The 24635-nt window shown below is 72.4% G+C and carries 22 protein-coding genes; 12 read left to right on the forward strand and 10 right to left on the reverse strand.

The features are described 5' to 3' along the window. Window positions 1-74 precede the first annotated feature (74 nt). The 4 genes from ACFYUV_RS10910 to ACFYUV_RS10925 form a co-directional block, all read right to left on the reverse strand. Complete coding sequence (locus tag ACFYUV_RS10910; protein WP_387667531.1) at window positions 75-1760, reverse strand: fibronectin type III domain-containing protein; 1686 nt, start codon at window positions 1758-1760, stop codon at window positions 75-77. After that, complete coding sequence (locus ACFYUV_RS10915; protein ID WP_387667534.1) at window positions 1757-3577, reverse strand: cellulose binding domain-containing protein; 1821 nt, start codon at window positions 3575-3577, stop codon at window positions 1757-1759. The genes ACFYUV_RS10910 and ACFYUV_RS10915 overlap by 4 nt, the downstream gene beginning before the upstream one ends. 509 nt (window positions 3578-4086) lie before the next feature. Further along, window positions 4087-5916: a M14 family zinc carboxypeptidase gene (locus tag ACFYUV_RS10920; RefSeq protein WP_387667537.1), complete on the reverse strand. Its 1830-nt coding sequence runs from the start codon at window positions 5914-5916 to the stop codon at window positions 4087-4089. Between the two features lie 73 nt (window positions 5917-5989). After that, the gene (locus ACFYUV_RS10925) at window positions 5990-6682 is read right to left on the reverse strand and encodes a nitroreductase family protein (protein ID WP_387667539.1); all 693 of its coding nucleotides are present in this window, start codon (window positions 6680-6682) and stop codon (window positions 5990-5992) included. Window positions 6683-6776: 94 nt separating this feature from the next. On the opposite strand from ACFYUV_RS10925, the gene ACFYUV_RS10930 reads away from it, so the two are divergent. Genes ACFYUV_RS10930 through ACFYUV_RS10940 form a run of 3 tightly spaced genes read left to right on the forward strand, consistent with a single transcriptional unit; the run spans window position 6777 to window position 8963 of the window. Beyond that, entirely contained in the window at window positions 6777-7253 is a 477-nt protein-coding gene (locus ACFYUV_RS10930) for an Lrp/AsnC family transcriptional regulator (protein WP_387667542.1), read from the forward strand. 40 nt (window positions 7254-7293) lie between these two features. Next, entirely contained in the window at window positions 7294-8205 is a 912-nt protein-coding gene (locus ACFYUV_RS10935; protein ID WP_387667545.1) for an ATP-binding cassette domain-containing protein, read from the forward strand. Then, window positions 8202-8963, forward strand: a complete 762-nt coding sequence (locus tag ACFYUV_RS10940) for an ABC transporter permease (RefSeq protein ID WP_352350427.1) — start codon at window positions 8202-8204, stop codon at window positions 8961-8963. The genes ACFYUV_RS10935 and ACFYUV_RS10940 overlap by 4 nt, the downstream gene beginning before the upstream one ends. A gap of 56 nt (window positions 8964-9019) precedes the next feature. Here the strand turns inward: ACFYUV_RS10940 and ACFYUV_RS10945 are convergent, their stop codons facing one another. Then, window positions 9020-12223, reverse strand: a complete 3204-nt coding sequence (locus ACFYUV_RS10945) for a BTAD domain-containing putative transcriptional regulator (RefSeq protein ID WP_387667549.1) — start codon at window positions 12221-12223, stop codon at window positions 9020-9022. 148 nt (window positions 12224-12371) lie between these two features. Between ACFYUV_RS10945 and ACFYUV_RS10950 the strand changes: the two genes are divergently transcribed. Then, a complete protein-coding gene (locus tag ACFYUV_RS10950) occupies window positions 12372-13250 on the forward strand; it encodes a hypothetical protein (protein WP_387667551.1) in 879 nt (292 codons plus the stop codon). A gap of 20 nt (window positions 13251-13270) precedes the next feature. Here the strand turns inward: ACFYUV_RS10950 and ACFYUV_RS10955 are convergent, their stop codons facing one another. The 3 genes from ACFYUV_RS10955 to ACFYUV_RS10965 form a co-directional block, all read right to left on the reverse strand. Further along, a complete protein-coding gene (locus ACFYUV_RS10955) occupies window positions 13271-13435 on the reverse strand; it encodes a hypothetical protein (protein WP_387667553.1) in 165 nt (54 codons plus the stop codon). A 64-nt stretch (window positions 13436-13499) separates the two neighbouring features. After that, a complete protein-coding gene (locus ACFYUV_RS10960; protein WP_387667555.1) occupies window positions 13500-14099 on the reverse strand; it encodes a hypothetical protein in 600 nt (199 codons plus the stop codon). 35 nt (window positions 14100-14134) lie between these two features. Then, on the reverse strand, window positions 14135-15526 hold the full coding sequence (locus tag ACFYUV_RS10965) for a selenium-binding protein SBP56-related protein (RefSeq protein WP_387667557.1): 1392 nt from the start codon (window positions 15524-15526) through the stop codon (window positions 14135-14137). A gap of 106 nt (window positions 15527-15632) precedes the next feature. On the opposite strand from ACFYUV_RS10965, the gene leuE reads away from it, so the two are divergent. Both leuE and ACFYUV_RS10975 read left to right on the forward strand, forming a co-directional pair. Beyond that, window positions 15633-16286, forward strand: a complete 654-nt coding sequence (gene leuE / locus ACFYUV_RS10970) for a leucine efflux protein LeuE (RefSeq protein ID WP_387667559.1) — start codon at window positions 15633-15635, stop codon at window positions 16284-16286. 217 nt (window positions 16287-16503) lie between these two features. Continuing rightward, window positions 16504-17145 (forward strand): VC0807 family protein, encoded by a 642-nt coding sequence (locus ACFYUV_RS10975; RefSeq protein ID WP_364324307.1) that lies wholly within the window; start codon window positions 16504-16506, stop codon window positions 17143-17145. On the opposite strand, the gene ACFYUV_RS10980 is transcribed toward ACFYUV_RS10975, so the two are convergent. Both ACFYUV_RS10980 and ACFYUV_RS10985 read right to left on the reverse strand, forming a co-directional pair. After that, window positions 17053-18021 carry a hypothetical protein gene (locus ACFYUV_RS10980; protein ID WP_387667562.1) on the reverse strand — a complete coding sequence of 323 codons (969 nt, stop codon included), beginning with the start codon at window positions 18019-18021 and terminating at the stop codon, window positions 17053-17055. The genes ACFYUV_RS10975 and ACFYUV_RS10980 overlap by 93 nt on opposite strands. A gap of 16 nt (window positions 18022-18037) precedes the next feature. After that, window positions 18038-19213 carry a sensor histidine kinase gene (locus ACFYUV_RS10985; protein ID WP_387667565.1) on the reverse strand — a complete coding sequence of 392 codons (1176 nt, stop codon included), beginning with the start codon at window positions 19211-19213 and terminating at the stop codon, window positions 18038-18040. 392 nt (window positions 19214-19605) lie between these two features. On the opposite strand from ACFYUV_RS10985, the gene ACFYUV_RS10990 reads away from it, so the two are divergent. The 6 genes from ACFYUV_RS10990 to ACFYUV_RS11015 all read left to right on the forward strand — a co-directional run bounded on the left by ACFYUV_RS10990 (window position 19606) and on the right by ACFYUV_RS11015 (window position 24630). Continuing rightward, entirely contained in the window at window positions 19606-20223 is a 618-nt protein-coding gene (locus ACFYUV_RS10990) for a DedA family protein (RefSeq protein WP_364324315.1), read from the forward strand. Window positions 20224-20259: 36 nt separating this feature from the next. Continuing rightward, a complete protein-coding gene (locus ACFYUV_RS10995; protein ID WP_387667568.1) occupies window positions 20260-21072 on the forward strand; it encodes a DMT family transporter in 813 nt (270 codons plus the stop codon). Between the two features lie 81 nt (window positions 21073-21153). Continuing rightward, window positions 21154-22365, forward strand: coding sequence for a glycosyltransferase (locus tag ACFYUV_RS11000; protein ID WP_387667571.1), 1212 nt, complete (start codon window positions 21154-21156; stop codon window positions 22363-22365). Continuing rightward, entirely contained in the window at window positions 22362-23036 is a 675-nt protein-coding gene (locus ACFYUV_RS11005) for a DUF998 domain-containing protein (protein WP_387667573.1), read from the forward strand. Before ACFYUV_RS11000 ends, ACFYUV_RS11005 begins: the two co-directional genes overlap by 4 nt. Window positions 23037-23095: 59 nt before the next feature. Further along, window positions 23096-23887 carry a cytochrome P450 gene (locus tag ACFYUV_RS11010; protein WP_387667575.1) on the forward strand — a complete coding sequence of 264 codons (792 nt, stop codon included), beginning with the start codon at window positions 23096-23098 and terminating at the stop codon, window positions 23885-23887. Beyond that, the gene (locus ACFYUV_RS11015) at window positions 23884-24630 is read left to right on the forward strand and encodes an isocitrate lyase/phosphoenolpyruvate mutase family protein (protein WP_387667578.1); all 747 of its coding nucleotides are present in this window, start codon (window positions 23884-23886) and stop codon (window positions 24628-24630) included. The genes ACFYUV_RS11010 and ACFYUV_RS11015 overlap by 4 nt, the downstream gene beginning before the upstream one ends. Window positions 24631-24635: the final 5 nt, after the last annotated feature.

Consider the following 24635-nt stretch of genomic DNA (forward strand, 5'->3'; position numbering starts at 1 on the left):
CGGGTCCTTTCGGGGGGTGCGGACCGCGCGCCGGTGCGGCCCGCCACCGGGGGGTGGCGGGCCGCCTCAGCGGGTCAGAAGCCAGCGGTGATCTTGGTGAACTCCCAGTTGTCCTGGGCGATACCGCTGCAGTTCTCCGCGACGCCACCGCCGGGGCAGGGGCGGTCGCGGTTGACCGACCAGAAGGCGAGCCTGGTCAGGCCGTGGGAGTTGGCGTAGTCGCGGATCTGGGTCCAGGTGCTCTGGTTGGTGAGCTCCTGCTGGTCGGACAGGCCGTTCATGCCGGAGATGCCCATGTGGGCGTACGCCTGGGCGTCGGTCCAGCCCTGGGCGGTCTTCAGGGCGTTCTTGAGCCCTTCGGCCGCGTTGACGGTGTTCTGGTACATGTTGGCGCCGCCGCCGAAGTCGAACGGCATGATCGTGTAGTTGTCGATCGGCACCGCCAGTTCCTTGGCGCGGTTGATCAGGCGGGTGCCGTAGTAGGTCGGGCCGGTGGTCGCGGTGCCGAAGGTGACGGCGATCTTGACGTTCGGGTTGGCCGCCTTGACGATCTTGAGGGCGTTCAGGATGCGGTCCTGGACGGTCAGGTTCTCGAACTCGTCGGTGTTCTCGATGTCGAAGTCCACCACGGCCGGGCCGACGGCGTTGATGACCTTCTGCACCGCGCCGGCGAACAGTTCGGGCGTGGAGCAGTTCGGGCCGAGCTTGTTGCCCTGCCAGCCGCCGAAGGACACCTGCACGCTGCCGCCGGCCGCCTTGATGGCCGAGATGGCCTGCGCGTCCTGGCCGCCGGTCAGCGGGCGCTGCCCGTCCCAGGCCGGGTTGCAGCCGTTGCTGGCCAGGATGAAGGCCATCGTGAACGACTTGATGCCGGTCGCGCTCATCACCGTGGTGGGAGAGGGCGGGTCGCCCCAGCCGGTGTAGAGGTAGGGGGCGCCGGGCATCTTGCCGCCGGTCGGGCAGCCGGTCGTGGTCGCCGAGACGTCACGCCCGGCCGACTCGCCCACCGAGTTGTACGCCTTGACGGTGTAGGTGTGGCTCTGGCAGGCGCTCAGCCCGGAGATCGTCGTGCTGGTCCCGGTGACCTCGGCCTTCTGGGTCGCGCCCTCGTAGACGCGGTACCCGGTCACCGTGCCGGAGGAGGCGCCCCACGACAGCGCGATGCTGGTGTCGGTCACGGTCGTGGTGACCGTGCCGGGCTGGCCGGGCGCGCCGGTGCCGCCGGGGGTGGTCACGCTGAGCGCGTTGCTGACGCCGGACAGGTTCCCCGCGGCGTCGCGGGCCCGGACGGTGTAGCTGTAGGTGGTCGAGGCCGTCAGCCCGTTGTCGGTGTACGTCGTGCCGGTCGCGGTGCCGACCTGGGTGCCGCCGCGGTAGACGTTGTAGCCGGTCACGCCGACGTTGTCGGTGGAGGCGTCCCAGGCCAGGCCGGCGCTGGTGGCGGTGACGGTGGTCGAGCGCAGGTTGCCGGGCACCGACGGCGGGGTGGGGTCGCCTCCGCCGCTGCCCTGCTTCCACAGCGCGGGCACGTTCGGCGGCTCCCAGCCGGGCTGGGAGGTGTGACCCTGGAGGGCCACGTAGTCCACGCCGTTGTAGGTGACGGCGGCGCCGGTGGCGTAGGCGGTCCACGGCGCCCAGGCGGCGGCCAGCTGCTGGGCGGCGGCGCCGTAGGCGGTGGGGACGCCCGTGGCCAGGCCGGCCCCGGTGAGGGCGATGGCCAGGCCGGCCACCGAGCTGATCAGTCTGCTACGTAATCTCATGGCATTCCCTGAAGGTGCGGCTTGACGGTCTTGGAGAAGGACCAGTTGTTGCTGGCGTCCCAGTTGATGGACCAGGTCATCGCGCCCCGGATGTCCGGGTAGGCGCGCGGCGGCACGAAGGATCCGCAACTGGTGCGCTTGGCCAGGCAGTCGAGCGCCTGGTTGACGAGGGAGGGCGAGACGACGCCGCCGCCCGCGGCGCCGGGCCCGGCCGGCAGGCCCAGTGCCACCTGGTCGGGGCGCAGGCCGTTCTCCAGCTGGATGCAGGCCAGGGCGGTCATGAAGTTGACCGTCCCCTGCGAGTACGCCGCGGACTGGTCGCAGCCGAGCATGGAGCCCGAGTTGTAGTACTGCATGTTGACGACCGTGAGGATGTCCTTGATGTTCAGGGCGAGCTTGAAGTACTCCATCCCGGTCGACTGCATGTCGATGGTCTGCGGGGCCATCATGATGATCAGTCCGCTGCCGGCCTTCGCGCGCAGCGACCGCAGGGCCTGGCCCATGTAGGTGGCGTTGAGGCCGTTCTCCAGGTCGATGTCCACGCCGTCGAAGCCGTAGCTCTGCATCAGCGCGTACACCGTGTCGGCGAACTTCGTGGCGGCCGCGCCGCTGGAGACCTGCACGCGGCCGGCCTCGCCGCCGACCGACAGGATGACCTTCTTGCCGCGCTGGTGCAGGGCCTGCACGTCGGCCTTGAACTGGGCGTCGGTGTAGCCGCCGAGCGCGGTGGATAGGCCCGGGTCGACCGAGAAGACGACCTCGCCCGCGGTGGAGGTGGCCTCGCCGAAGGCGACGGCGACGACGTCGTACTCGTTGGGCACGGCCGACAGCTTGAGCTCGGTCGCGGCGTTGACGAAGTTGTGCCAGTAGCCGGTCAGGAAGTGCTTGGGCAGCGGGTCGGTGGTGCAGCCCGGGGTGGTGAAGGTCGCGGCGTCGCTGGGCGGCCCGTCGCCGGCGGCGTTCGACGCGGTGACCGTCAGCGAGTACGAGGTGCAGGCGGTCAGGCCGGTGAGGGTGTAGGAGGTGCCGGTGACGGTGGCCACCTGGGAGCCGTTGAGCCGGACCTGGTAACCGGTGGCTCCGGCGACCGCCGGCCAGGTGGCCGTGGCGCCGGTCTGGGACGTGCCGGTCACGGTGATCGGACCGGCCTTGCCGGGCACGCCGGTGCCGCAGCCCGTGGTGGTCGCGGTCACGGCGTCGCCGGCGGCCGACTCGCCCGCCGAGTTGTACGCCTTGACGGTGTAGGTGTGGCTCTGGCAGGTCCCGAGGCCGGAGATCGTCGCCGTGGTGCCGGTGACGGTGGCCTTGACGGCGCCGCCTTCGTAGACGCGGTAGCCGGTCACCGTGCCCGTGGAGGCGCCCCAGGACAGGGCGATGCTGGTGTCGGTGCTGGTCGCGGTGGCCGTGCCGGGCTTGCCGGGGACCTCGACGGTCGTGCCGCCGCAGGAGGAGCCGTTCAGCGTGCAGCCGGTGATGCCGGGGAAGTTGCCGGGGGCGCCGTTGAAGCCGAAGCTCGTGCTCGCCCCGGCCGCCAGCGGTCCCGCCCAGCTCGGCGCGGTGAACGTGTAGTGCTGGCCGCTCCTGGTCAGGACCGCGTCCCAGGCGGACGGGATGGAGAACCCGGCCGGCACGTCGAACTGCACGTTCCAGGCCAGGGGGGCGGTGGTGCCGTTGACGACGGTGACCTTGCCCTCGAAGCCGGACCCCCAGTCGGCGACCTTGACGAAGGTCGCGGTGGCGGCGGCGGCGTGGGCGGGCAGGGCCAGGAGACTCAGTGCGAGGGTCGCGAGCGCTAAGAAGATCGCGCGAAATCTCACTGTCGATTTCCGTTCTTCTGGCGTGCCGTACGGCTTGCACCGGGGGGTGAGAGCGCAAGCCGTACGGCACGGGCCCGTGGAGGTGAGACACGGGCCTTTTCGGGGGGTGTCGGCGCAGGCCGGTGGAAAGGCAGGCGCGCGCGGAGCTTGCAGCGGCAGTCAGGGCCGGTGCGCCCGGCCGGGCCGCGTGACCGCTCCAGCGGCTGGGAAGAGATGGGGGGTGTGCACGCCCGCAGCACCGGGGGCGTGGAAGAAGGGGTCGTTCGGGCGGATGTCTCCGCAGCTCAGCAGCGAGTCATGCGGGCGGCGAGCGAGTCATGGGCCATCCGATCCATGATTTCTTTTAGGAAAGTTTCCTAAGAGTTGTCGCGATCGTAGCCTTGACACCCTGTGCTTACAAGACCCAATCACGTGACGGCCCGTGACGTGCCGAAACGCGGGGTGCCGGCGGCAACGGCAGCGCCCCCTCACCCGGACCGGGGTCCGGACGAGGGGGCGCGATGGTCGGGTCAGGGCTGCTGGGTGATCTTGACGTCGTCCACGCCCGCCTCCACCAGGGAGGCCCCGGAGGCGTCGGCCGCGTCGATGAGGATGCGGACCGTCTGGCCCGCGTAGGCGGTCAGGTCGGCCGTCGCCACGGCCCAGGCGCCGTTGCGGTTCGTGGCCGCGCCGGCCTGCTGGAACACGGTGGTCGTGGTGCCGCCGACCACGCGGACCCGGAAGTAGTCCGCGCTGGAGGCGTTGGAGCCGTGCGCCAGGTACCACGACAGCGACAGGCTCAGCGTGCCCGTCGAGGGCAGCGTGATCGGCGGCGACTGGATCGAGCTGACGCCGCCGTCGAGGTCGTAGTCACCGGCCGCGGCGCCCGCCAGGCGGCCGGTCACCAGGTCGTTCGTGCCGCTGACCGTGGTGCCGAGCTGCTTGGCGCCCGAGGAGGTGGTCGCCTCCGGGTCGCCGCGCTCCCACGCGCCCGTGGTGGCGGTGTCGGTGCCGGACGGGTTCGCCGTCCAGCCGGTCGCCGTCTCGAACGTGTCGGACCAGACCGTCACCGGCGGCGTGCCGGTGCCGCAGTACTGCGACTCCTTGCCGATGATCCGGTAGACGCAGTCGGAGTACTCCAGGAAACGCAGCACGGCCTCCTTGTTGCGGGTGGTCTGCGGGACGATCTGCTCGTCCGGCGGGTAGAAGCCGGGGCTCGCGCCGACCGGGTACATCTCGAACGTGAAGCTGAAGATCTTGTACTGGCCCCACATCCAGTCGTCGATCGTGCCGTCGGTGATGTAGAGGTCGCTGGACTGCTCGGGCGTGTAGCCGTTGGTGCCGGCCATGTTCTGGCCGAGGGTGGCGTGGGCGTCCCGGTCGTCCTGGGTCAGGCCGGGGGCGGTGTCGTTGTAGGTGTAGCCGTAGGGCCACAGGACCAGCTCGCTGTAGGTGTGCCAGTCGAGGTTCGTCCTGATCTGCTGCACGCCGCCGACGACCCGGCTGCGCACCCAGTCGGCCGCCGCCTTGACCTCGGGGGCCGACTCGGCGCTCGCGCCGCGGTAGGTCTCGCTGGAGGTCGAGCCCGAGGAGCCGCCGCAGCAGCCCCACTGGTACGCCCAGTTGCGGTTGAGGTCGGTGCCGACCGCCGAGGAGCCGGAGTTCGGCTGCCGGTTCTTGCGCCAGGAACGGTAGGTGCCGCTGGCGATGTCGTACTCGCCGCCGTCCGGGTTGAGGTCCGGCATGATCCAGATCTCACGGGTGTTGACCAGGTTCGTGATCCTGGCGTCGGTGCCGTAGTTGTCGGTCAGCAGGTGCATGATGTACAGCGCCATCTCGACCGTGAGGTGCTCGCGGGCGTGCTGGTGGGCGGTGAACAGCACCTCGGGCTCGGCCTCGTCCGTGCCCACGTTGTCGCTGATCTTGACCAGGCGCATCGGCCGGCCCTCGTACGAGGTGCCGAACGTGCTCTGGCTCATGATCCCCGGATGGGCCGCGACCAGGGTGTTGATCTCCGCCGTCATCTCGGCGTAGTTGTGGTAGCCGGAGTCCGATGGCGGGAAGTCGAACGTCCCGACGGCGTCCGGCGGCGCCGGGCGCGGGGCCTCCGTCACCCGGTAGCCGAGCCGCCTGATGGCCGCGATCTCCGCTCCCGTGGCGGTGACCAGCACCGAGTCCGCCTGCACGTCCTCGATGGCGGCGCCCGTCGCCGCCACGGCGCTGCGCTGCCGCGCGTCGGCCGGGCCGGAGACCCGGTACTGCTTGTTCGCCGGTGGTTCCGCGCCGGCCCCGGCGCCGGTCATGCCGGTCAGGCTGACCATGCCCAGGACCGCCAGCAGGATGAGTAATCGGCGTTTCACCTCGTCCTCCTCGCCCGCGCGGGACTGGGGGGTTTGACCCGCGCCTGAACTGAGAGTGAAGACGATGGGTGCCCTAGGAAAGGCCCAATTTTCCGTCGAACCGGATCAGGGCCTCGTCCAGCGGTTTCCTGGCGAGGTCAGGCACCTCGGCGTCGGGGGCGGCGTACCCGACGGGGAACAGGATGTAGGGCCGCTCGTTGGCGGGGCGTTCGCAGATCTCGCTGAGGAAGGCCATCGGGTTGGGGGTGTGGGTGAGCGTGGACAGGCCCATGGCGTGCAGGGCGGTGATGAACAGGCCGCAGGCGATGCCCACGCTCTCGTTGACGTAGTAGTGCTTGACCTTGCGGCCGCCGGGGCGCACGCCGTACTTCTCGGCGAAGCACACCACCAGCCACGGCACGACCTCCAGGTAGCCCTTGTCGGAGGTCGTCTCCAGCGGGGCCAGCGCCTCGCGCCACTCCTGCGGCAGCCTGCCGCCCTCGTAGTTGCGGCGTTCCTCCTCCTCGGCGGCCTCGCGGATGCGCCGCTTGACCTCCGGGTCGCCGATCACCACGAACTTCCACGGCTGCTGGTGCGCGCCCGACGGCGCGGTGTTGGCCGCCCGCACGGCCAGCTCGACGCACCGGTACGGCACCGGCTCGTCGCTGAAGAAGCGCACGCTGCGCCGCCGGTCGGCCAGCGCGTGGAACTCCTCCCCGCGCTTGACCATCTCGTCGGCGTCGTAACGTTCGGGCCGGTAGGGGACGAACGGAAACTGGTGCTCCATAAGATCCGCAGTCTCGGCACGACCGGCGGGTCTGACAACACCGCGCGCCGTATGCTGCCGATCTGACAGCCGAATCGGCTTTTGGGAGGCGAATATGCCGGCACGTCGCCGCGGGCTCGACGATCTGGACCTGCGCGTCCTGCGCCTGGTCGCCGACCGGCCGCGCAGCGGGCTGCTGGAGATCGCCCGGCTGCTCGGGGTGGCGCGGGGGACCGTACAGGCCAGGCTGGACCGGATGGCCGCGGACGGCGTGATCACCGACTACGGCCCGAACCTGTCCCCCGCCGCGCTCGGCTACCCGGTGCAGGCGTTCACCACCCTGGAGGTCGAGCAGGCCGCCCGCGAGCACATCTCCAGAACCCTGGAGTCCATCCCCGAGCTGCTCGAAGCGTGCATCGTGACCGGTCCTGGCGACGTCTGGTGCCGCGTCGCGGGCCGCGACAACGAGCACGTGCAGCGGGTGATCGACCGGATGCTGACGATCCCCGGCGTGCGCCGGAGCACCACCGTCATCGCGCTGTCGACCGTCGTGCCGCACCGGGTGCTGCCGCTGGCGGCGGCTGACAGGTAGGTGCCAGGCCGCTGCCAGCGCCCTCCGCGACCGTAGGGGCATGACATACGCGATCGAAGCGGAAGGGCTCGTCAAGCGGTACGGCGACAAGACCGCGCTGGACGGCGTCGGCCTGCGGGTCAGGACCGGCACCGTGCTCGGCGTGCTCGGCCCCAACGGCGCGGGCAAGACCACCGCCGTCCGCATCCTGGCCACCCTCGCCGCTCCCGACGCCGGCCACGCCACGGTCGGCGGGCACGACGTCGTCACCCAGGCCCGCCGGGTCCGCGAGCTGATCGGCCTGACCGGCCAGTACGCCTCGGTCGACGAGAAGCTGACCGGCACCCAGAACCTCGTGCTCGTCGGCCGCCTGCTCGGCCTGTCCAGAGCGGCCGCCAGGGCCAGGGCCGCCGAGCTGCTGGCCAGGTTCGGCCTGGAGGAGGCGGCGGGCCGGGCGGCGGCCGGCTACTCGGGCGGCATGCGCCGCCGGCTGGACCTGGCGGTCAGCCTGGTCAGCCGGCCCCGGATCCTGTTCCTCGACGAGCCGACGACCGGCCTCGACCCGCGGGCCCGCGGCGACCTGTGGGACGTGGTCAGGGAGCTGGTCGCGGACGGGGTGACGGTCCTGCTGACCACCCAGTACCTGGAGGAGGCCGACCAGCTCGCCGACGACCTGCTGGTCATCGACCGCGGCCGGGTGGCGGCGAGCGGCACGCCGGCCGAGCTCAAGTCGCTGGCCGGCGGCCACCGGCTGGACGTCCGGCCGCTGCACGTCGCCGACCTGGAGAAGGCCGGCTCGATCCTCGGCGCCACGGCCGTGGACGGGCTGCTCAGCGTGCCCGTGCACGACCTGGCCGCGCCGCCCGACCTGCTGAGGCGGCTGGACGACGCCGGGATCGTGCTGGCCGAGCACGCCCTGCGCCTGCCCTCCCTCGACGACGTCTTCCGCACACTCACCGGAGCAAGCTCATGACCACCGCGCTCTCCCAAGGGCTGACGCTCGCCTGGCGCAGCCTGATCCCGTTGAAGAACAACCCCGGCCAGCTCGCCGGGCTGCTGCTCCAGCCCGTCTTCATGATCGTCATCTTCGTCTACCTGTTCGGCGGGGCGGCCGGCGGCGACCGGGCGGGCGCGGTGTCGTACATGCTGCCCGGCGTGCTCGTCCAGGTCGCGCTGATGGCGACGATCACGACGGGCATGAACCTGGCCACCGACATCGGCAACGGCGTGTTCGACCGGTTCAGGACCATGCCGATCGCCAGGTCGGCGCCGCTGGCCGGGCGCATCATGGCCGACCTGCTGACCCTGCTGATCACCATCGCCATGTCGCTGGCCGTGGGGTACGCCGTCGGCTTCCGCGTGCGGACCGATCCGCTGAGCGCGCTGGCCGGGATCGGCCTGGTGCTGCTCATGGTGACGGCACTGAGCTGGGGGTCGGCCTGGATCGGGCTGGTGGCCAAGTCGGTCGCCTCGATGCAGGGCATCGCGACCGCCGTGCTGCTGCCGCTCACGTTCGGCAGCAGCGCCTTCATCCCCGCCACCGACCTGCCGGGCTGGCTGACCTGGTGGATGGGCGTCAACCCGGTCTCGCACCTGGCCGGCGCGCTGCGCGGGCTGCTGGTGGGCGGCCTGGCGGCGTCCGACGTGTGGATCACGCTCGGCTGGGCCGCCGCGCTGCTCGCCCTCTTCGCCCCCTTCGCCCTTCGTGCCTACAACCGGAAAGTGCGGTGACCGCGCCCTCCTACGTGGTGCCGCCGGGCCTTCCTACGTGGTGCCGCCGCGCCCTCCTACGTGGTGCTGCGGGCCATCGCGTAGAGCTCGTCCGGCGGCAGGGCGGCGCCCTCGGCGAAACGGCGGTCGAAGAGCTCGTCGCCGAGCGCCTTCCTGGCCGCCGCGTGTCCCTCCGCGGTGTCGGGCGAGGTGTCCTGCGGGACGACCGCCGACGCCCCGCCGAACAGCACCGCCGCCCGTTCCTGGTCGCCCGCGGCCTGCGCCGCCAGCGCGAACCCGGCCAGCGTCATCGACAGCAGCGGCCGGTCGGGGCTGACGTCGCCGAGGACGTCGAGCGCCTGGCGGTGCCGGGCCAGCGCGGCGTCCAGGTCGCCGGCGCGGGCCAGGGCCCGGCCGTAGGAGGTCAGGTACACCGCCGTGATCTGCGGCACCCGGGGAGCCGCGGCCACGACGCCGTCCATGTCCCGGTAGATCGCCAGGCTGCCGGCCAGGTCGCCGCGCCGCTCCTGGTACGCGGCCTCCCCCAGGCCGAGCAGCACCAGCGTCCACGGCGACGTCTCCTCGCCCACCCGGGACCTGGCCATGGCGAGGTCGGCGCCCGCGCCGTCCAGGTCGTCCACCCGCAGGCGGAGCTGGGCGAGCCGGATCAGGGTGGAGATCGACTCGTCGTCGCTGATCCATTCGCTGGTCAGCGACCTGGTCTCGGCGATCAGGTCGTCGGCGCCTGCGCCGCGCTCGGCCCGCAGGTCGGCCAGGCCCAGCAGCGCCTCGCTCAGCCCCCAGCGGTCGCCGAGCCGCCGGAACCCCTCGACCGCCCGTTCCAGCTCCCGCTCCCGCTCTCCCCCCGGCCGCATCCGGCCGCCGATCATCAGGGCGGCGGACGACAACCACAGGTCGTCGCTGGCGGCGTAGTCGCCGATCAGCGCGGCCGCCCGCTCGTCCTGCCCGGCCGCCGCGGCCATGACGACCCTGCTGATCAGCAGCAGCGGGTGCACCGGCCCCTCCCGGACCGCTCGCTCCACCAGCTCCTCCATCCGGGCCGACAGCTCCAGCATGGCCGCGCGGTCGTTGCTGATCGTCCCGAACACGTCGACGCCGTAGGCGAACATGCAGGACGTGTACGCCTCCGCGAGCCCCGGCGGCGGCGTGTCCCCGGCCAGGTCGAGCGCCTGCCTGGCCCAGGCCGCGCTCTCGCGGCGGTAGCCGCACATCCACCAGTACCAGTTGAGCGCCCCGCACAGCCGCAGCGCGGGCCCGGCGTCCCGCCGGTCGATCAGCCAGCGCAGCGCCGCCGCGAAGTCGTCGCGTTCCGCCGCCAGCCGTTCGATCCACTCCACCTGGGTGGCGGTGCGCAGCTCGGGCACCGCGCGTTCGGCCAGGTCGAGCAGGTGGCGGGCGTGCCGGTCGCGGTACTCGGCGGTCTCGTCCGCCTCGGCCAGGCGTTCCAGGGCGTAGGCGCGGATGGTCTCCAGCATCGAGTAGCGGCCTTCGGGCGACAGGAGCACCAGGGACTTGTCGGCCAGCGCGCCGAGAACGTCGGCCGTGCCGCCGCACACCTCCTCGACGGCCTCCAGGGACGCGCCGCCGGCGAACACGCCGAACCGCCTGGCCAGCACGCGTTCCCGCTCGTCGAGCAGGTCCCAGCTCCACTCCACGACCGCCCGCAGCGTCTGCTGGCGCGGCAGCGCGGTACGGCTGCCGCCGTCGAGCAGCCTGAACCTGTCGTCCAGCCGGTCGGCGAGCTGGCGCGGGGTCATCGTGCGCAGCCGGGCGGCGGCCAGCTCGATGGCCAGCGGCATGCCGTCGAGCCTGCGGCAGAGCGCGACCACGGCCGCCGCGTTGCCCTCGTCCACGGCGAACGACGGCCGGGCCGCCGCCGCCCGGTCGACCAGCAGCCGCACCGACGGGTAGGCCGCCGCCTCGGCGGGCCCGGCGCCCGCCGGCGGCGGTTCGAGCGGCGGGAGGGGCAGCAGCCGCTCGCCCGGCACGTTGAGCGGCTCCCTGCTGGTGGCCAGCACGCGCAGCTCGGGGCACTCGTCGAGCAGCCGCTCGACCAGCACGGCCGCGGCCGTCACCACGTGCTCGCAGTTGTCCAGCACGACCAGCGCGGGCCGCTCGCCCAGCGCCTCGGCGACCTGCTCGACCACGTCCTTGGCCGCCTCGGGCGGGCGGTAGCCGGGGCGGTCGTCGCGCAGGCCGAGCGCGTCGAGCACGGCTCCGGACACGCCGACCGGGTCACTGACCGAGCCCAGCTCCACCATCCACGCCACGACCCCCTGCCGACCGCCGGGCTCGCCTGCCGTCCGAGGTGTGGAGGGTTCGGCGGCCGGCCGGAGGCCCGCCTCGGTGCGCGGTTCGGTGGCGGGCCGGAGGGCCGCGTCGGTGCGGGGTTCGGTGGACAGCTGGAGGGCCGCCTCGGTCGCCAGTCTGGTCTTGCCGGCGCCGCCGGGGCCCACGAGCGTGACGAGCCGGTCGTGGCGGAGCAGGCCGGTGAGCCGTCCGAGCTCGGCCTCCCGGCCGATGAAGCTGGTGCGCGGCTTGCGTACGTTGCCCTTCGGCCGGCTTCTGGGCCACGCGACCGGAGGCGGCTCCGCCGACAACACGGCCAGGTGCGCGGCCCGCAGCTCGGCGCCGGGATCGACGCCCAGCTCGTCGGCCAGCCGGTGACGGGTGCGGTCGAACAGCTCCAGCGCCTCGGCCTGCCGTCCGGACGCGGCCAGCCCGCGCATGGCCAGCCCGACCAGCCGCTCGCGCAACGGATGCGCCGTCACCTCGGCGGCGAGCTCGACCGGCCGCCCGGCCGCCAGCAGGCGCTCGGCCCTGGCCTCGACCGCCGCCAGCCGCTCCAGCTCCAGCGCGGTCGCCGCGTCCGCCAGGTACGGGACCGACATGAGATCCGCCAGCGCCGCCCCACGCCACAACGCCAGTGCCCGGTCCGCGTCCTCGCCCGCCAGCCGCCGGAACTCCAGCGCGTCCACCTGCTCGGCGGGGAGCGCGAGGGCGTACCCGCCGGGGCGACTGTCGATCACCTCGCCGGGCCTGAGCGCCGCCCGCAGCCGTCTGACCAGCGTCTGCAGCGCGTTGGCCGCGTTGGCGGGCGGCTCCTGCGGCCAGAGCACGTCGATCAGCCGCTCCGCCGTGACCGTACGGCCCGCTTCGAGCGCCAGCACGGCCAGCAGCGCCCGCAGCCGGAGACCGCCGACCACGACCGCTCCCCCGTCGCCCTCGACCTCCAACGGCCCCAGGATGGATATCCGCATCCATCACATCCTGCCCTGCCTGCGCACATGCTCCGGTAGAGATCTTTCTCCCGCCCGTTTCCTCCCAGGGATCAACTCTTTCCACCTCCACGCGCCTGCCGTCCTTTTTCGCGGACACAGAGCGTCATCGGCCGCTAACGTTCCGCCCGTGATCTCCTCCCAGCACGAGGCGCTGCACCGCGTCTTCCGTGACAATCCAGAGCTCTGCACGAGCGTCTTCAAGGTGCTCGACATCCCCTTCCCGTCACCGACCGAGGTCGCGGTGGTGGACACCGACCTGACCGAGATCAAGCCGATCGAGCGGCGCGCCGACACGATCATGATGTTCACGTCCCTGGAGGGACAGCACGCGGTCATCACCGAGTCGCAGTCCAAGCCCGATGACCGCAAGACCGCCGCCTGGGCGCACTACATCAGCCACGTGCACGTCAAGTTCGGCTGCCCCGTGACGCTGCTGGTGATCTGCCAGGACGAGGCGACCGCCACCTGGGCCGCCCTTCCGAAGACGATCGGCCTGCCGGACTGGCCGACGCTGTCCGTCCGGGCGGTCGTCGTGGGCCCGCACAACATCCCCGTGATCGACGACCTCGCCGAGGCGGTGAACGACGTGGTGCTCACCATGTTCTCGGCGCTGACCCACGCCCGTTCCAAGGAGGTCGCTGCCATACTGGAAGTCCTGGCAGACGCCTTGGACACCACCGACACCACCAGCGCGGGACACATCGCCGAACAAACCGAAATAGGCCTCGGAAACACCGACGCCCGACGAATCTGGAGAGACCTGATGGCGACCAAGACCTACCGCTACCAGTCCGAGTACGCCCAGATGCTGCGCGCCGAAGGCGAAGCCAAGGTGCTGCTGATGATCCTCGACGGCCGTGGAGTGGTGATCCCCGACGAGGTGCGCCGGCGCATCACCACCTGCGCGGACACCACCGTCCTCGAAACCTGGTGCAAGCGGGCCATCCACGCCACCAGCCTCACCGACATCTTCGGCATGGACGACGAGCAACCGGAACAGGGCTGACCGGCGGCCATGACGTACCGCTACCGGTCCGAGTACGCCGAGATGCTGCGCGCCGAGGGCAGGGCGGAGGCCAGGGCCAGGGGCATGGCCAGGGGCATGGCCAGGGGGCTCTTGCGGCTGCTGGACGGGCGAGGCGTGGAGGTGCCCGATGACGTGCGGGAGAGGGTCACCGCCTGCACGGACATCGCCCTCCTCGAAACCTGGATCGACAGGGCCGTTCACGCCGATCGGCTCTGCGAGGTGTTCGGGTCAGGCCTGGAGGAGGGTGAGGAGGCCGGCGGCGATCAGGGCGGCGGCCCACATGCGGTCCACGTTGAACCAGGCGCGGCGCAGGATCGTCAGGCCGAGCACCTCGTAGACCACCAGGGCCACGACGCCGGCCACCACGAACATGGCCAGTGTGTGCAGGGCCGCCACCGCCAGTCCTCCTGAGACGGCGTGCCCCGGGTGGCCCTCCGCGCGCAGCCCGGTGAGTACGGGCAGCAGCATGAGCCCGGCGCCGTGGGCCGACGACATCAGGAACGACCAGCCGGCGAGCTGGGCGAGTGACAGGCGCATGCCCACCCACCGGAAGTGGCGGGTGGACAGCAGCCGCCACAGCCCGAACGCCACCAGCACCAGCCCGCCGGCCACCGGCAGCGCCGCGCCCGTCACCAGGGAGCCGGTGGCGGCCACGACCAGGGCGACCAGGGCCACCGACGCCAGGTGGCCCAGGGCGATCACGGGGATCGACTGGAGCAGCAGGTCGCGGCTGCGCTCCTGCAGGCCGCGGGCCACCGCGAAGAGCCAGCCCATGGCCGGGTTCAGGCCGTGGAAGGCTCCGAGCAGCAGGACCGTCGCGGTGCTCATGGCGGGCATGGTGGCGGGCATGGTGGCAGGCATGGTCACGGGTAGCAGTAGGAGTCGGAGGAGGCGTCGCCACCCTGGAGGCGCACCTGGTGGGGGCGCAGGCCGCGGAAGGCGTCGCCGTGGGGGAAGAAGGCGGTGTCGAAGGTGAAGGAGTCGGCGTCGACCTTGGCGAGCCAGGCTCCGACGCCCTCGGGATAGAACTGGTCGTCCCAGGAGCCGTACAGGGAGTTGGTGAGGTAGACGCGGCGGCCGTCGCGGCTCACCTCGACCATCTGGGGACCGCCGCGCAGCGGGAGTCCGGGCTCGGCGGGGTGCGGGGTGCGCCGGGTGATGCCGCCGATCCGCAGGGATCCCAGCTCGACCGGCTTGTACGGGTCCGACACGTCGTACTGCTTCAGCTCCCCGGTGCCCCAGCAGGAGACGTACAGGCGCTGGTCGTCCACGGAGAGGGCGATGTCGGTGACCAGCGGCGGCACGGCGGCGAACGGCTGCAGCACGGGCGGCAGCAGGGCGGGGTCGGCCGGTTCAGCGGGGATGCTGATGACCTTCCGCGCCTGCCAGCGGCCGTCCTCGTGGAACCACAGCCAGACGGAGGCCGACAGGTCCTCCACGCTGGTGACCACGCCGACGAAGCCGTACAGGCGGGTGGGGTCGTGGGCGGGGCGCAGCTCCAGCGGCATCTGGTGCTGGTCGCCCAGGTCCACCTCCTGGACGTGCCGGCGCTTGCGCAGGTCCCAGAAGTGCAGCTTGTGGCCGTACTTGCGGCCGAGCAGCAGCTCGCCGACCACGCCGTCCTCGATCATGGACGGCGTGCCCCACTCCGAGGTGATCAGCACGTCGTGGTTGATGTGCCACCAGAAGTCGTAGGCGAGGTACTGCGGCCCGCGGTCCAGCTCCCACCGGCCGAGCACCTCGAAGGAGGTGTGGTCGAGCACGGCGATGCCGCCGGGGCCCTCGGCGCCGTCCGCGCCGCCGAGCGCCGAGACGTACAGGCCCTCGGGGCCGCAGTGGACGGTGTGCGGGCGGGAGTAGCCCGCCCGCCTGGCCAGCGACTCGGCGTCGATCACCTTGACCAGCTCGGGGCTGATCCGGTCCTTGGTGTCGTAGATGTGGATGCGCGAGGAGCGCAGGCCGGGCACGACCAGGTAGCGCCGCTCGACGTGCGGGTGCGGCGCGTTGGGGCACAGGGCGCTGCTGCAGGCGTTCCAGCCGAAGTGGTGCAGCTCGTCGCCGGTGCCGGGCAGGTCGGTCCAGCCGATCACGGTGCCGTAGGCCGGCGAGGCGGGGTCGGTGTCGAGCACGGCCAGCGCGTCCGGACGGTTCGCCGACCGGTCGAAGGCGGCGACGTAGGCCAGCTTCTCCACGGGGGCCTCGACGGCGTCGCGCGGGGAAGGATAGAACGTGGGGTCGGGGGTCCAGAGAGCCATGACACCAGATATTCACGAGTATCCCTACTGGGTCAATAGGCATCAGCGCCGCAATGTGCAGCCACCGACCGACTGAATCGGCACATATCACGCGATACCGTTAAGCGTGTTCTTCGGTATCACGGACATCTGGACCTACGTCGTCGGCGCCTTCTTCATCGTGCTGCTCCCCGGCCCGAACTCCCTGTACGTCCTCAGCTTCGCCGCCCAGCACGGCGTCCGGCAGGGCTACCGGGCCGCGGCGGGCGTGTTCCTCGGCGACACCGTCCTGATGGTGCTCGCCGCCGCCGGGGCCGCGTCCCTGCTGCGCGCGACGCCCGTGCTGTTCACCGTCGTCAAGTACGCCGGCGCCGCCTACCTGGCCTGGATGGGCTTCCAGATGATCCGCGGCGCGGTACGGGCCTGGCGGGCCCGTACGGCGGCGGCGGACGAGTCCGGGGCGGCCCCCGTGCGGCAGGCCAGGCCGTTCCGCAAGGCCCTGACGATCAGCCTGCTGAACCCGAAGGCGATCCTGTTCTTCCTGTCGTTCTTCATCCCGTTCGTGGACCCCGGGTACAGCGCCCCCTGGTTGTCGTTCCTCATCCTGGGCGCGGTGATCCAGATCTTCAGCGTGCTCTACCTCACCACGCTGATCTTCTCCGGCACGTTCCTGGCCGGTCAGTTCCGCCGGCACAGGAAGCTGAGCGCGGGCCTGACCTCGGGCGTCGGCGCGCTGTTCCTCGGGTTCGGCGCCAAGCTCGCCACGGCGTCACTCGGCTGAAAGCCGGGTTCAAGGGTGAGCTGGTTTCGTATGGAACAGATGGAACGCGGCAAAAGCGGCAGTCCTACTCGCCGGGCTCCGGTACGGTAGGCCACCGGCCTTCGGGGTCGCACCGGGCGGAGTCGCATCCGGCGGTGACGACGACCGGTCCATCCGGCAAGCCTGGACCCCCGAAGCCCGGGTAGACGCTGATCGTCGGCCTATCTGCGGAGCAGCCTTGAACCACCATCCGGTCGCACTCCCCCGTCTGACCGCGCTCGCCCGTCAGGCGGCCCCCCGCCTGCTCGAAGGCGTGGTCGCCCCCCTGCTGGTGTTCTACCTCGCCATGGTCGTGCTGGGCTTCAAGTGGGCCCTGGTGGCCACGGTCTCCTGGGTGTACCTCGGCGTGGCCTGGCGGCTGGTCAGAGGGATCAAGGTGCCCGCCACCATGTTCCTGGCCGCGTTCGCGGTCACGGTGCGGGCCCTGGTGTCGTTCTGGACGGGCACCTGGATGTGGTTCTTCATCCAGCCGGAGCTGGGCACGATCTGCATCAGCATGGTCTTCCTGGCCTCCGTCCGGCTCAACCGGCCGCTGGTGCAGAAGCTCACCCTCGACTACATCCACCTGCCGTCGGCCGTGCTCAAGCACGAGCGGGTGCGCAGGTTCTTCGCCAGGATCACGCTGCTGTGGGCGTTCGTGCTGCTGGCCAACTCGACGCTGAGCATCTTCCTGGCCGTCTACGAGAAGCTGGAGGGCTCGCTCGGCGCGTTCATGGTGCTGCGCACCTCAGCGGTGGCCGTGATCAGCGGGCTGGCGATCACCTTCTCGATCCTGGCGTTCAAGCGCGTCCTGGCCAGGCTGCACGTGGCCCACGCCTGACCGTTCGGCCAGCAGGAACGCTCCACACATCCCCATCACCAGCCCGGTCAGCATGCCGAACAGCTCGGCGAAGTCCGCGACGCCCGTGCCGCCGTAGGCCAGGGGGCCGCCCGTGGACCTGACGATCATCGAGAACAGCCCCCAGCCGAACAGCGAGCCCGACCCCAGCCAGGCCAGCGCCAGCGGCCGCCAGAACGGGCCGTTCCCGCGCCGCCTGACCAGGGCCACCAGCGCGGCCGCCCCGCCCACCGCGAGCAGCGCCTTCAGCCCGTTCTGCACGGCCTGGACGGTCCCGTCGAACGCCATGACGACCCGCAGCGCCCCGACGGCGGTCGCCACCAGAAGCGCGCCCCACGCCACCACCTCCTGGAACGATCTGGTCGCGCTCGGGAACGGCAGCCTGACCGGGGTGGCGAAGACGGCGGGCCAGCGGTCGCGGGCGTAGAGGGCGAAGGCCGTCATGAGGGCGACGCCGAGGGTGATGAAACCGCCATAGACGACCAGGTAGACCCAGGTCTGGATCGGGCCGCCGCTGAAGATCGTCAGGCCGCCGATCAGCACGATCAGCGGGGTCGTGACGGCCAGCACCGACAGCAGGCCGGTGCCCACCCACAGCGGCAGCAGCACCAGCCAGGCGGGCAGCCGCATGCCCCAGCGCATGGTGAAGGCCAGCGCCAGCAGCAGCCCGGCGGCCTCCATGGCGAAGGTCAGCGCGTTCATCCCCAGCATCTGCCCGTTGTCCATGAGCGCCGGGTCGGAGACGCCGACGGGGTCGCCGGTCAGCCAGAGCGTCTTGATCGTGAGGTAGGGCAGCGTGGCGGCGACCGCCACGATCGCGGCGGTGAGCCGGCCGATGCCCGCTCGCTGTTCTGTCATGCCACGATCGTGCGCCTCAGGCGGGCCGGTCCCCTCCCGACCGGCGGGGATCCGCCTCCCCCTCGCGGGGGAGCTCGACGGCCAGGCGGAAGCCGTCGCCGTCGGGGCCCGCGGTCAGCGTCGCGCCGGCCAGCCGTACGCGCTCGCGCAGCCCCGCCAGGCCCAGCCCGCCGCGCCGGGCGCTGGGACGCGAGCTCGGCGGGCCGTTGCGCACGACCACCCGGTGCGGCGCGACCGACACGGCGACCGCCGCCCCCGGCGCGTGCTTGGCCGCGTTCGTCAGCCCTTCCTGGACGACGGCGTGCGCCAGCTCCGACGACGCCCCCGGCGCCAGCTCCAGGGTGATCGACATGCCGGAGTCCCTGGCCCGGCCGACCAGCTCGGCGACGTCCTCGCCCACCGGGGACAGCGGGGCCTCCTCGGCGTCCTCGCGCAGCAGGCCGATGATCTGGCGCAGCCGCTCGGTCGCGTCGGCCGCCGCCATGCGCAGCTCGCCGGCCGCCTTGACCTGCGCCGGGCCGAGCCCGGGGGCGACTTCGAGCCCGCCGGCGCGCACCGCGATCAACGCCAGGTCGTGGCCGAGCGAGTCGTGCATCTCGCGGGCGATCCTGGCCCGCTCGCGCAGCCGCGCCTGCGCCTCGACCGACAGCCGCGCCTGCCGCCGCTGCTGGAGCACGCCCCGCCGGAGCAGCCCCAGCAGGTACGGCACCAGGTACGTGCCGACGAGCCCGGTGCCCATCGACACCCACAGCGCCAGGTCACCGCCCTGGAGCAGCACGACCCCGCAGCCGATGGCCGTGATCAGGCAGAACACGGCGCCCGCGGGCCACAGCCGGGTCAGGCGCCGGCCGGTGAGGTAGGCGTACCAGATGATGAACGGCGAGGTCGCGAGCAGCGGCAGGATCTTCACGTCGCGCCGGGGCAGCAGCCACGTCAGGTCCACCGTCGCGAAGCCCTCGGTGAAGGTCCACGGGCCGAGCGGCAGCAGCAGCACCAGCGCCGCCAGCGGCCAGGGCCGGCCCACGAGCACGGCCAGCGCGGCCAGCCCGACCCTGGGCGGCGTCACCAACGCGAACCCGGCCGGATCGGCGAACGGGTCGGGGCCCATGGCGGTCACGAAGATGCCCAGCACGGCCCACAGCAGCAGGTCGAGGACGACCTGACGGCGGCTCTCACGACGCAGACGGTTCACGCACCGACGGTATCCGCCGCCCGGCGGGGCCGGTCCCGCCCGAAGGTCATGCGGCGCCCCTGACGAAAGTCAGGGTGGGGCCTCGTGCAGTGATCACGGTGGGGCTAACCCCACCTGAAAGGCGGATACCTCCTCTCCTGTTTCCGGGGCGCGCAACCGGTTTGATCGTGGGTGTCACGCGGAAGTCGCACGTTCGCCCCTGACGAAAGTAGGGGGTGGCGCGTGCCGATGGGCCGATGTGCCACGACCTGCGGAATTTCTACCTTCATGGGGTAGGCGGCCCTGACCCTCCTAGGGGACGGGCCCGCGTTCGACCGGGGGCATCCCCGATGTCCCCGGTCCGCTCACGCCGACAGGCTTGGTGAGTGCCCTGACGATCGGAGTCCACGCATATGTCGCACGCCATTCTCGACCTCGTCCAGCAGGTGATGTCATCGCCATGGCTGTACGTGGCGCTGTTCGCCCTGGCGCTGCTCGACGGGTTCTTCCCCGTCGTGCCCGCCGAGACGTCGGTCATCACCGCGGCGGTGTTCGCCGCCTCCGGCCAGACCAACCTGGCCCTGGTGATCGTGGTCGCGGCGCTCGGCGCGTTCGTGGGCGACCACGTGTCGTACCTGATCGGCAACAAGTCGGCCAGGCGGCTGCGGGACAAGAAGGCGTTCGTCTGGGCGCGCGGCGCGCTGGCCGAGCGGGGCGGAATGGTGCTGATCGTGGCCAGGTACATCCCCGGCGGGCGGACCGCGACGACGCTGACCATGGGCGCCGTCGGTCATCCGCTGCGCTCGTTCACGTTCTTCGACGCCATCGCGGCGAGCTCGTGGGCGGTGTACTCCGGGCTGATCGGCTTCTTCGGCGGCATGGCCTTCGAGAACGACCCGATCAAGGGCCTGCTGCTGGGCCTCGGGATCGCGCTGTCGATCACCGGGCTCGTCGAGCTGGTGCGGTGGGCCAGGAAGCGGCGCGCCACCCAGCCTTCCCCGGAACGTCTTCCGGTGGACACGTCCGTTTGACCCTGTCCGGCAACCATCCGTCTGAAGGGAGTGCGCATGAGTGTGCTGGCCGCGGCGATCGCGCTGGTCGGTTCGCTGTTCTTCGCGCTCGGGGCCGCGCTGCAGCAGTTCGAGGCGGCGGGCTCGGCGAAGCCCGCGCTGCTGGCCCTGCTGCGCAGGCCGCGCTGGCTGCTCGGCGGCCTCTCCATCGTGACGGGCGGCGGCCTGCACATCGTCGCCCTCGGGCTCGGCCCGCTGACCGTGGTGCAGCCGATGGGGGTGGCCAGCCTGCTGTTCGCGCTGCCCATCGCCGCCGCGCTGCACGGCCGCCGGCCCTCCCGCAAGGAGCTGGCCGCGGCGGGCGTGGTCGCGGCCGGGCTGATCGGCCTGGTGCTGCTGGTGCCCGAGTCCGACGGGCCGACGTACCTGGCGCCCACGGGCGTGCTCACCCTGCTCGCCGTGGCCGGCGTCGCGGCGGTGCTGCTGTGGGCGGGCTCGAAGGCGGCCTCCCCCGCGGGCCGGGCCGCGCTGCTCGCCACCGGCTCCGGCGTCCTGTACGGCGCCACCGCCACGCTCATGCGCGTGCTCGTGGACGGCGGCTGGAACTGGTGGTACCTGCTGGCCCTGCCGGTGCCGCTGCTGCTGGCGCTGGTGATGCTGCAACGCGCCTACGCCGTCGGGCACTTCGGCGTCTCCTTCGCCTCGCTGCAGATCGCCGACCCGCTCACGGCGGTGGCCTTCGGGGCGCTGCTGCTCGGCGAGCCGCTGCCGTCCGGCCTCGCGCCGATCGCGGCCGCCGCCCTGACCGCGGCGGGCACGTTCGCCCTGGCCCGGACGTCCCCGCTGGAGGCGCGCAACGACCTCGCCTGATCCCCTCCCCTGACCGAAACCCCCTGTTCGTCCATCGGCCCTCCCCCAGCCGTCCCCCCTTGTGAAAGCGGAGTCACCGTCATGGCCATGCCCCTGCGCAACGTCACCGACCACGCCCAGCTCGCACCCGCCCCCGAACGTCCCCGCCGCGTCCTGATCTCGACCGACACCTATCCCCCCGACGTGAACGGCGCCGCCTACTTCACCCACCGCCTGGCCACCGGCCTGGCCGCGCGCGGCAACGAGGTGCACGTGGTGTGCCAGTCGGAGGCCGGGCCGGCCAGCGCCGACGTGGTGGACGGCGTGATCGTCCACCGGCTGCGCTCGGCCCCGCTGCTGGTCCACCCGACCATGCGGGTCACCGTGCCGACCAGGCTCGACCGGCTGGTGGCCGACATCGACCCGGACGTGCTGCACACCCAGGGCCACTTCGTGGTCGGCCGGGCCGCCATCGCCGCCGCCCGGCGCCGCGGCGTGCCGGTCGTGGCCACCAACCACTTCATGCCCGACAACCTCTTCCAGTTCGGGCACGTCCCCGAGGCGCTGCGGGCCAGGGCGGGCCGGCTGGCCTGGCGCGACTTCAGCCGCGTCTTCAAGCGCGCCGACCACATCACCACGCCGACCCCGCTGGCCGCCAAGCTCCTGTCCGACCAGGGCTTCTCCCGCGACGTCGAGGCCGTCTCGTGCGGCATCGACCTGGCCAGGTTCCACCCGCACGCCGAGCCCAAGTCGTGGGCGCGCCGGCGGTTCGCGCTGCCCGACCGGCCGACCGCCCTGTTCGTGGGCCGCCTGGACGAGGAGAAGCACCTCGACGAGCTCATCCGCGCGCTGCCCCTCGTGCTCAACGAGACCGACGCGCAGGTGGCGTTCGTGGGCCGCGGCAACCAGCGGATGGAGCTGGAGAAGCTGGCCAAGCGCATCGGGGTGGGCGACCGGGTGTTCTTCGTCGGGTTCGTGCCCGACGAGAGCATGCCGCAGGCGTTCGCCGCCGCCGACGTGTTCGCCATGCCGGGCATCGCCGAGCTGCAGAGCATCGCCACGCTGGAGGCCATGGCGTCCGGCCTGCCCGTCGTGGCCGCCGACGCGATGGCCCTGCCGCACCTGGTGAACGGCAACGGCTACCTCTACCAGCCGGGCGACGTGGTCGCGCTGGCCAGGCACCTGACCGCCGTCCTCACCGACGACGACCTGCGCGCCCGCCTGGGCAACGCCAGCCGGGCGCTGGCGCTGACCCACGACGACCAGGTGTCGCTGGCCCGCTTCGAGCAGATCTACGACGAGGTGACACGATGACCTGGCGTGCCGTGCTCGCTCCCGTGGCCGGAGCCGTGGCGGCGGTGGCCGCCCTCGGCTACGCGCAGGTGACCCTGCCCGAGCAGCCGCTGATCAGCGACTACGCACTCGTCCCCGGCGGCATGCTGCCGGTGCTGGCCGGGACGCTGGCGCTGGCCGCCGCCTGCCTGGCGCTGGCGTACGGGCTGGCCGCCCGGGAGCCGGGGCGGACCGCCGCGACCCGCGTGCTGCTGCTGGCGGGGGCGGCCGGGCTGATGCTCAGCGCCATCTTCCCCACCGATCCCGGCATGTCGGACGTCAGCACGCTCGGCGGGGAGATCCACCGCTGGTCGGCGGCCGTGGTCTTCACCGCGCTGCCGGTCGCCGGCTGGACCCTGGCCAGGGGACGGGCGGCGGCCGCGCGCTGGAGCGCGGTCAAGGCCCTGAGCGTGACCTCCGGGCTCACGCTGGTCGCTTACCTGGCGGCCCACCCGGCCGCCGTCACCTCCTCGCTGATCGGCGGCGAGGCGTACTACGGGCTGCTCGAACGGGGACTGGTGCTGGCCGAGATCGTGCTCGTCGTCGCCATGGCGCTGGCCTGCGCACCGGGCCGCGCCGCCGCACGGGAGCAGGGCACGCGGGCCACCGGGGCGCCCGCGCAGCCCGAGAGCCCGCAGCGGCTGGCGGCGTGACGGGGATGCGCAGCCACACTTCGTCCGCCGTCGAACGGTCGGCGGCCTAGCGTGGACCCATGCTCATCACCCACCACGCCGAAGCCCGGGCGGTGCTCTCCGACGGCCGGTACGTGCCGCCGCCCGTCCCGCAGGACGGCGAGCCGGGGACGCTCGCCTGGCTGCGGGCCCACGTGTCGCGCTTCAGCACCGGCGAGACGCACGCCGAACGCCGCCGCCTGGTCGTCGAGCGCCTGTCCGCCCTGGACCCGGCCGAGCTGCGGACGGCCGCCAGGGCCGCGACGCTCGACCGTTGCGGCGACCGTGACGGCGACCGTGACGGCGACCGTGACGGCGACTGGCGCGGCGTGCCGACGGCCGTGCTGGGGGCCGCGCTCGGCGTGCCGGACACCTCGGCCGTGCCCGCGGCCGCGAGCGGCTACCTGTCGGGCGAGGGGAGCCCGCAGGCCGACGCCGCCGTCGCCGAACTGCTCGGCCTGACCGACCTGCCGGCCGTCACCCTGCTGCTCCAGGGCCACGCCGCCACCGAGGCGCTCATCGAGAACGCGCTCACCCACGCCGTGCCGGGCGACGACCCCGAGGCGGTGCTGCGCGAGACGCTCAGGCAGGACCCGCCGCTGAAGGCCAGCCGCAGGCTCGACACCCGCACCGGCGAGGAGGTCACGATCGACCTGGTCGCGGCCAACCGCGATCCCGAGGTGTTCGCCGACCCCGACCGCTTCGACGCCTCCCGGGGCCCCGCCCCCCACCTGACGTTCGGGGACGGCCTGCGCCCGTGCCCCGCTCCCGCCCACGCCCTAGCGCTGGCCGCCGGCGTGCTCGACGCGCTCCTCGAAGGGACCCGCCGATGAACTTCCACGACCTGCACAAGCCGGGCGACCCGCTGCTGCTGCCCAACGCGTGGGACTACGGCTCGGCCGCGATCCTGGCCGCGCACGGCTTCCCCGCGATCGGCACCACCAGCCTCGGCGTGTCCGCCGTGCACGGCAAGCCGGACGCCGCCGGCGCGACCAGGGCCGAGACGATCGAACTCGCCGAGACGGTCAAGGACCTGGGCGTGCTGGTCACGGTGGACATCGAGGGCGGCTTCAGCGACGACCCGCAGGAGGTGTCGGACCTGGTCGCGAGCCTGGCCGCGCTCGGGGTGGCGGGCGTGAACCTGGAGGACGGCCGTCCGGACGGCACGCTGCGCCCGGTCGAGCTGCACCGGCGGATCATCGAGGCCGCCAAGGGCCACGGCGTGTTCGTCAACGCCCGCACCGACACCCACTGGCTGGGCACCGGCGACTGGCGCGAACGGGTGGACGCCTACGAGCACGCCGACGGCATCTTCGTCCCCGGGCTCTCGGATCTCGCGGAGATCGCCGAGGTCGTCGCGCGTACGCGGCTGCCGCTCAACGTGCTCTACCAGCCGGGCGGGCCGACGCTGGACCGGCTGGCCGAGGCGGGGGTGGCCCGGGTGAGCACCGGCTCGCTGCTCTACCGGGCCGCGCTCCAGGGCGCTCTGGCCGCCGTGCTGGGCGCGCAGGGCAAGGACGCCCCGGCGCTGCCGACGTACGGAGAAATCGCCGCGCTCCTCCCGCAGACCCGATAATCGGG

Origin of the sequence: Nonomuraea sp. NPDC003560 (assembly GCF_042878785.1) — a bacterium.
Taxonomy (GTDB): domain Bacteria; phylum Actinomycetota; class Actinomycetes; order Streptosporangiales; family Streptosporangiaceae; genus Nonomuraea.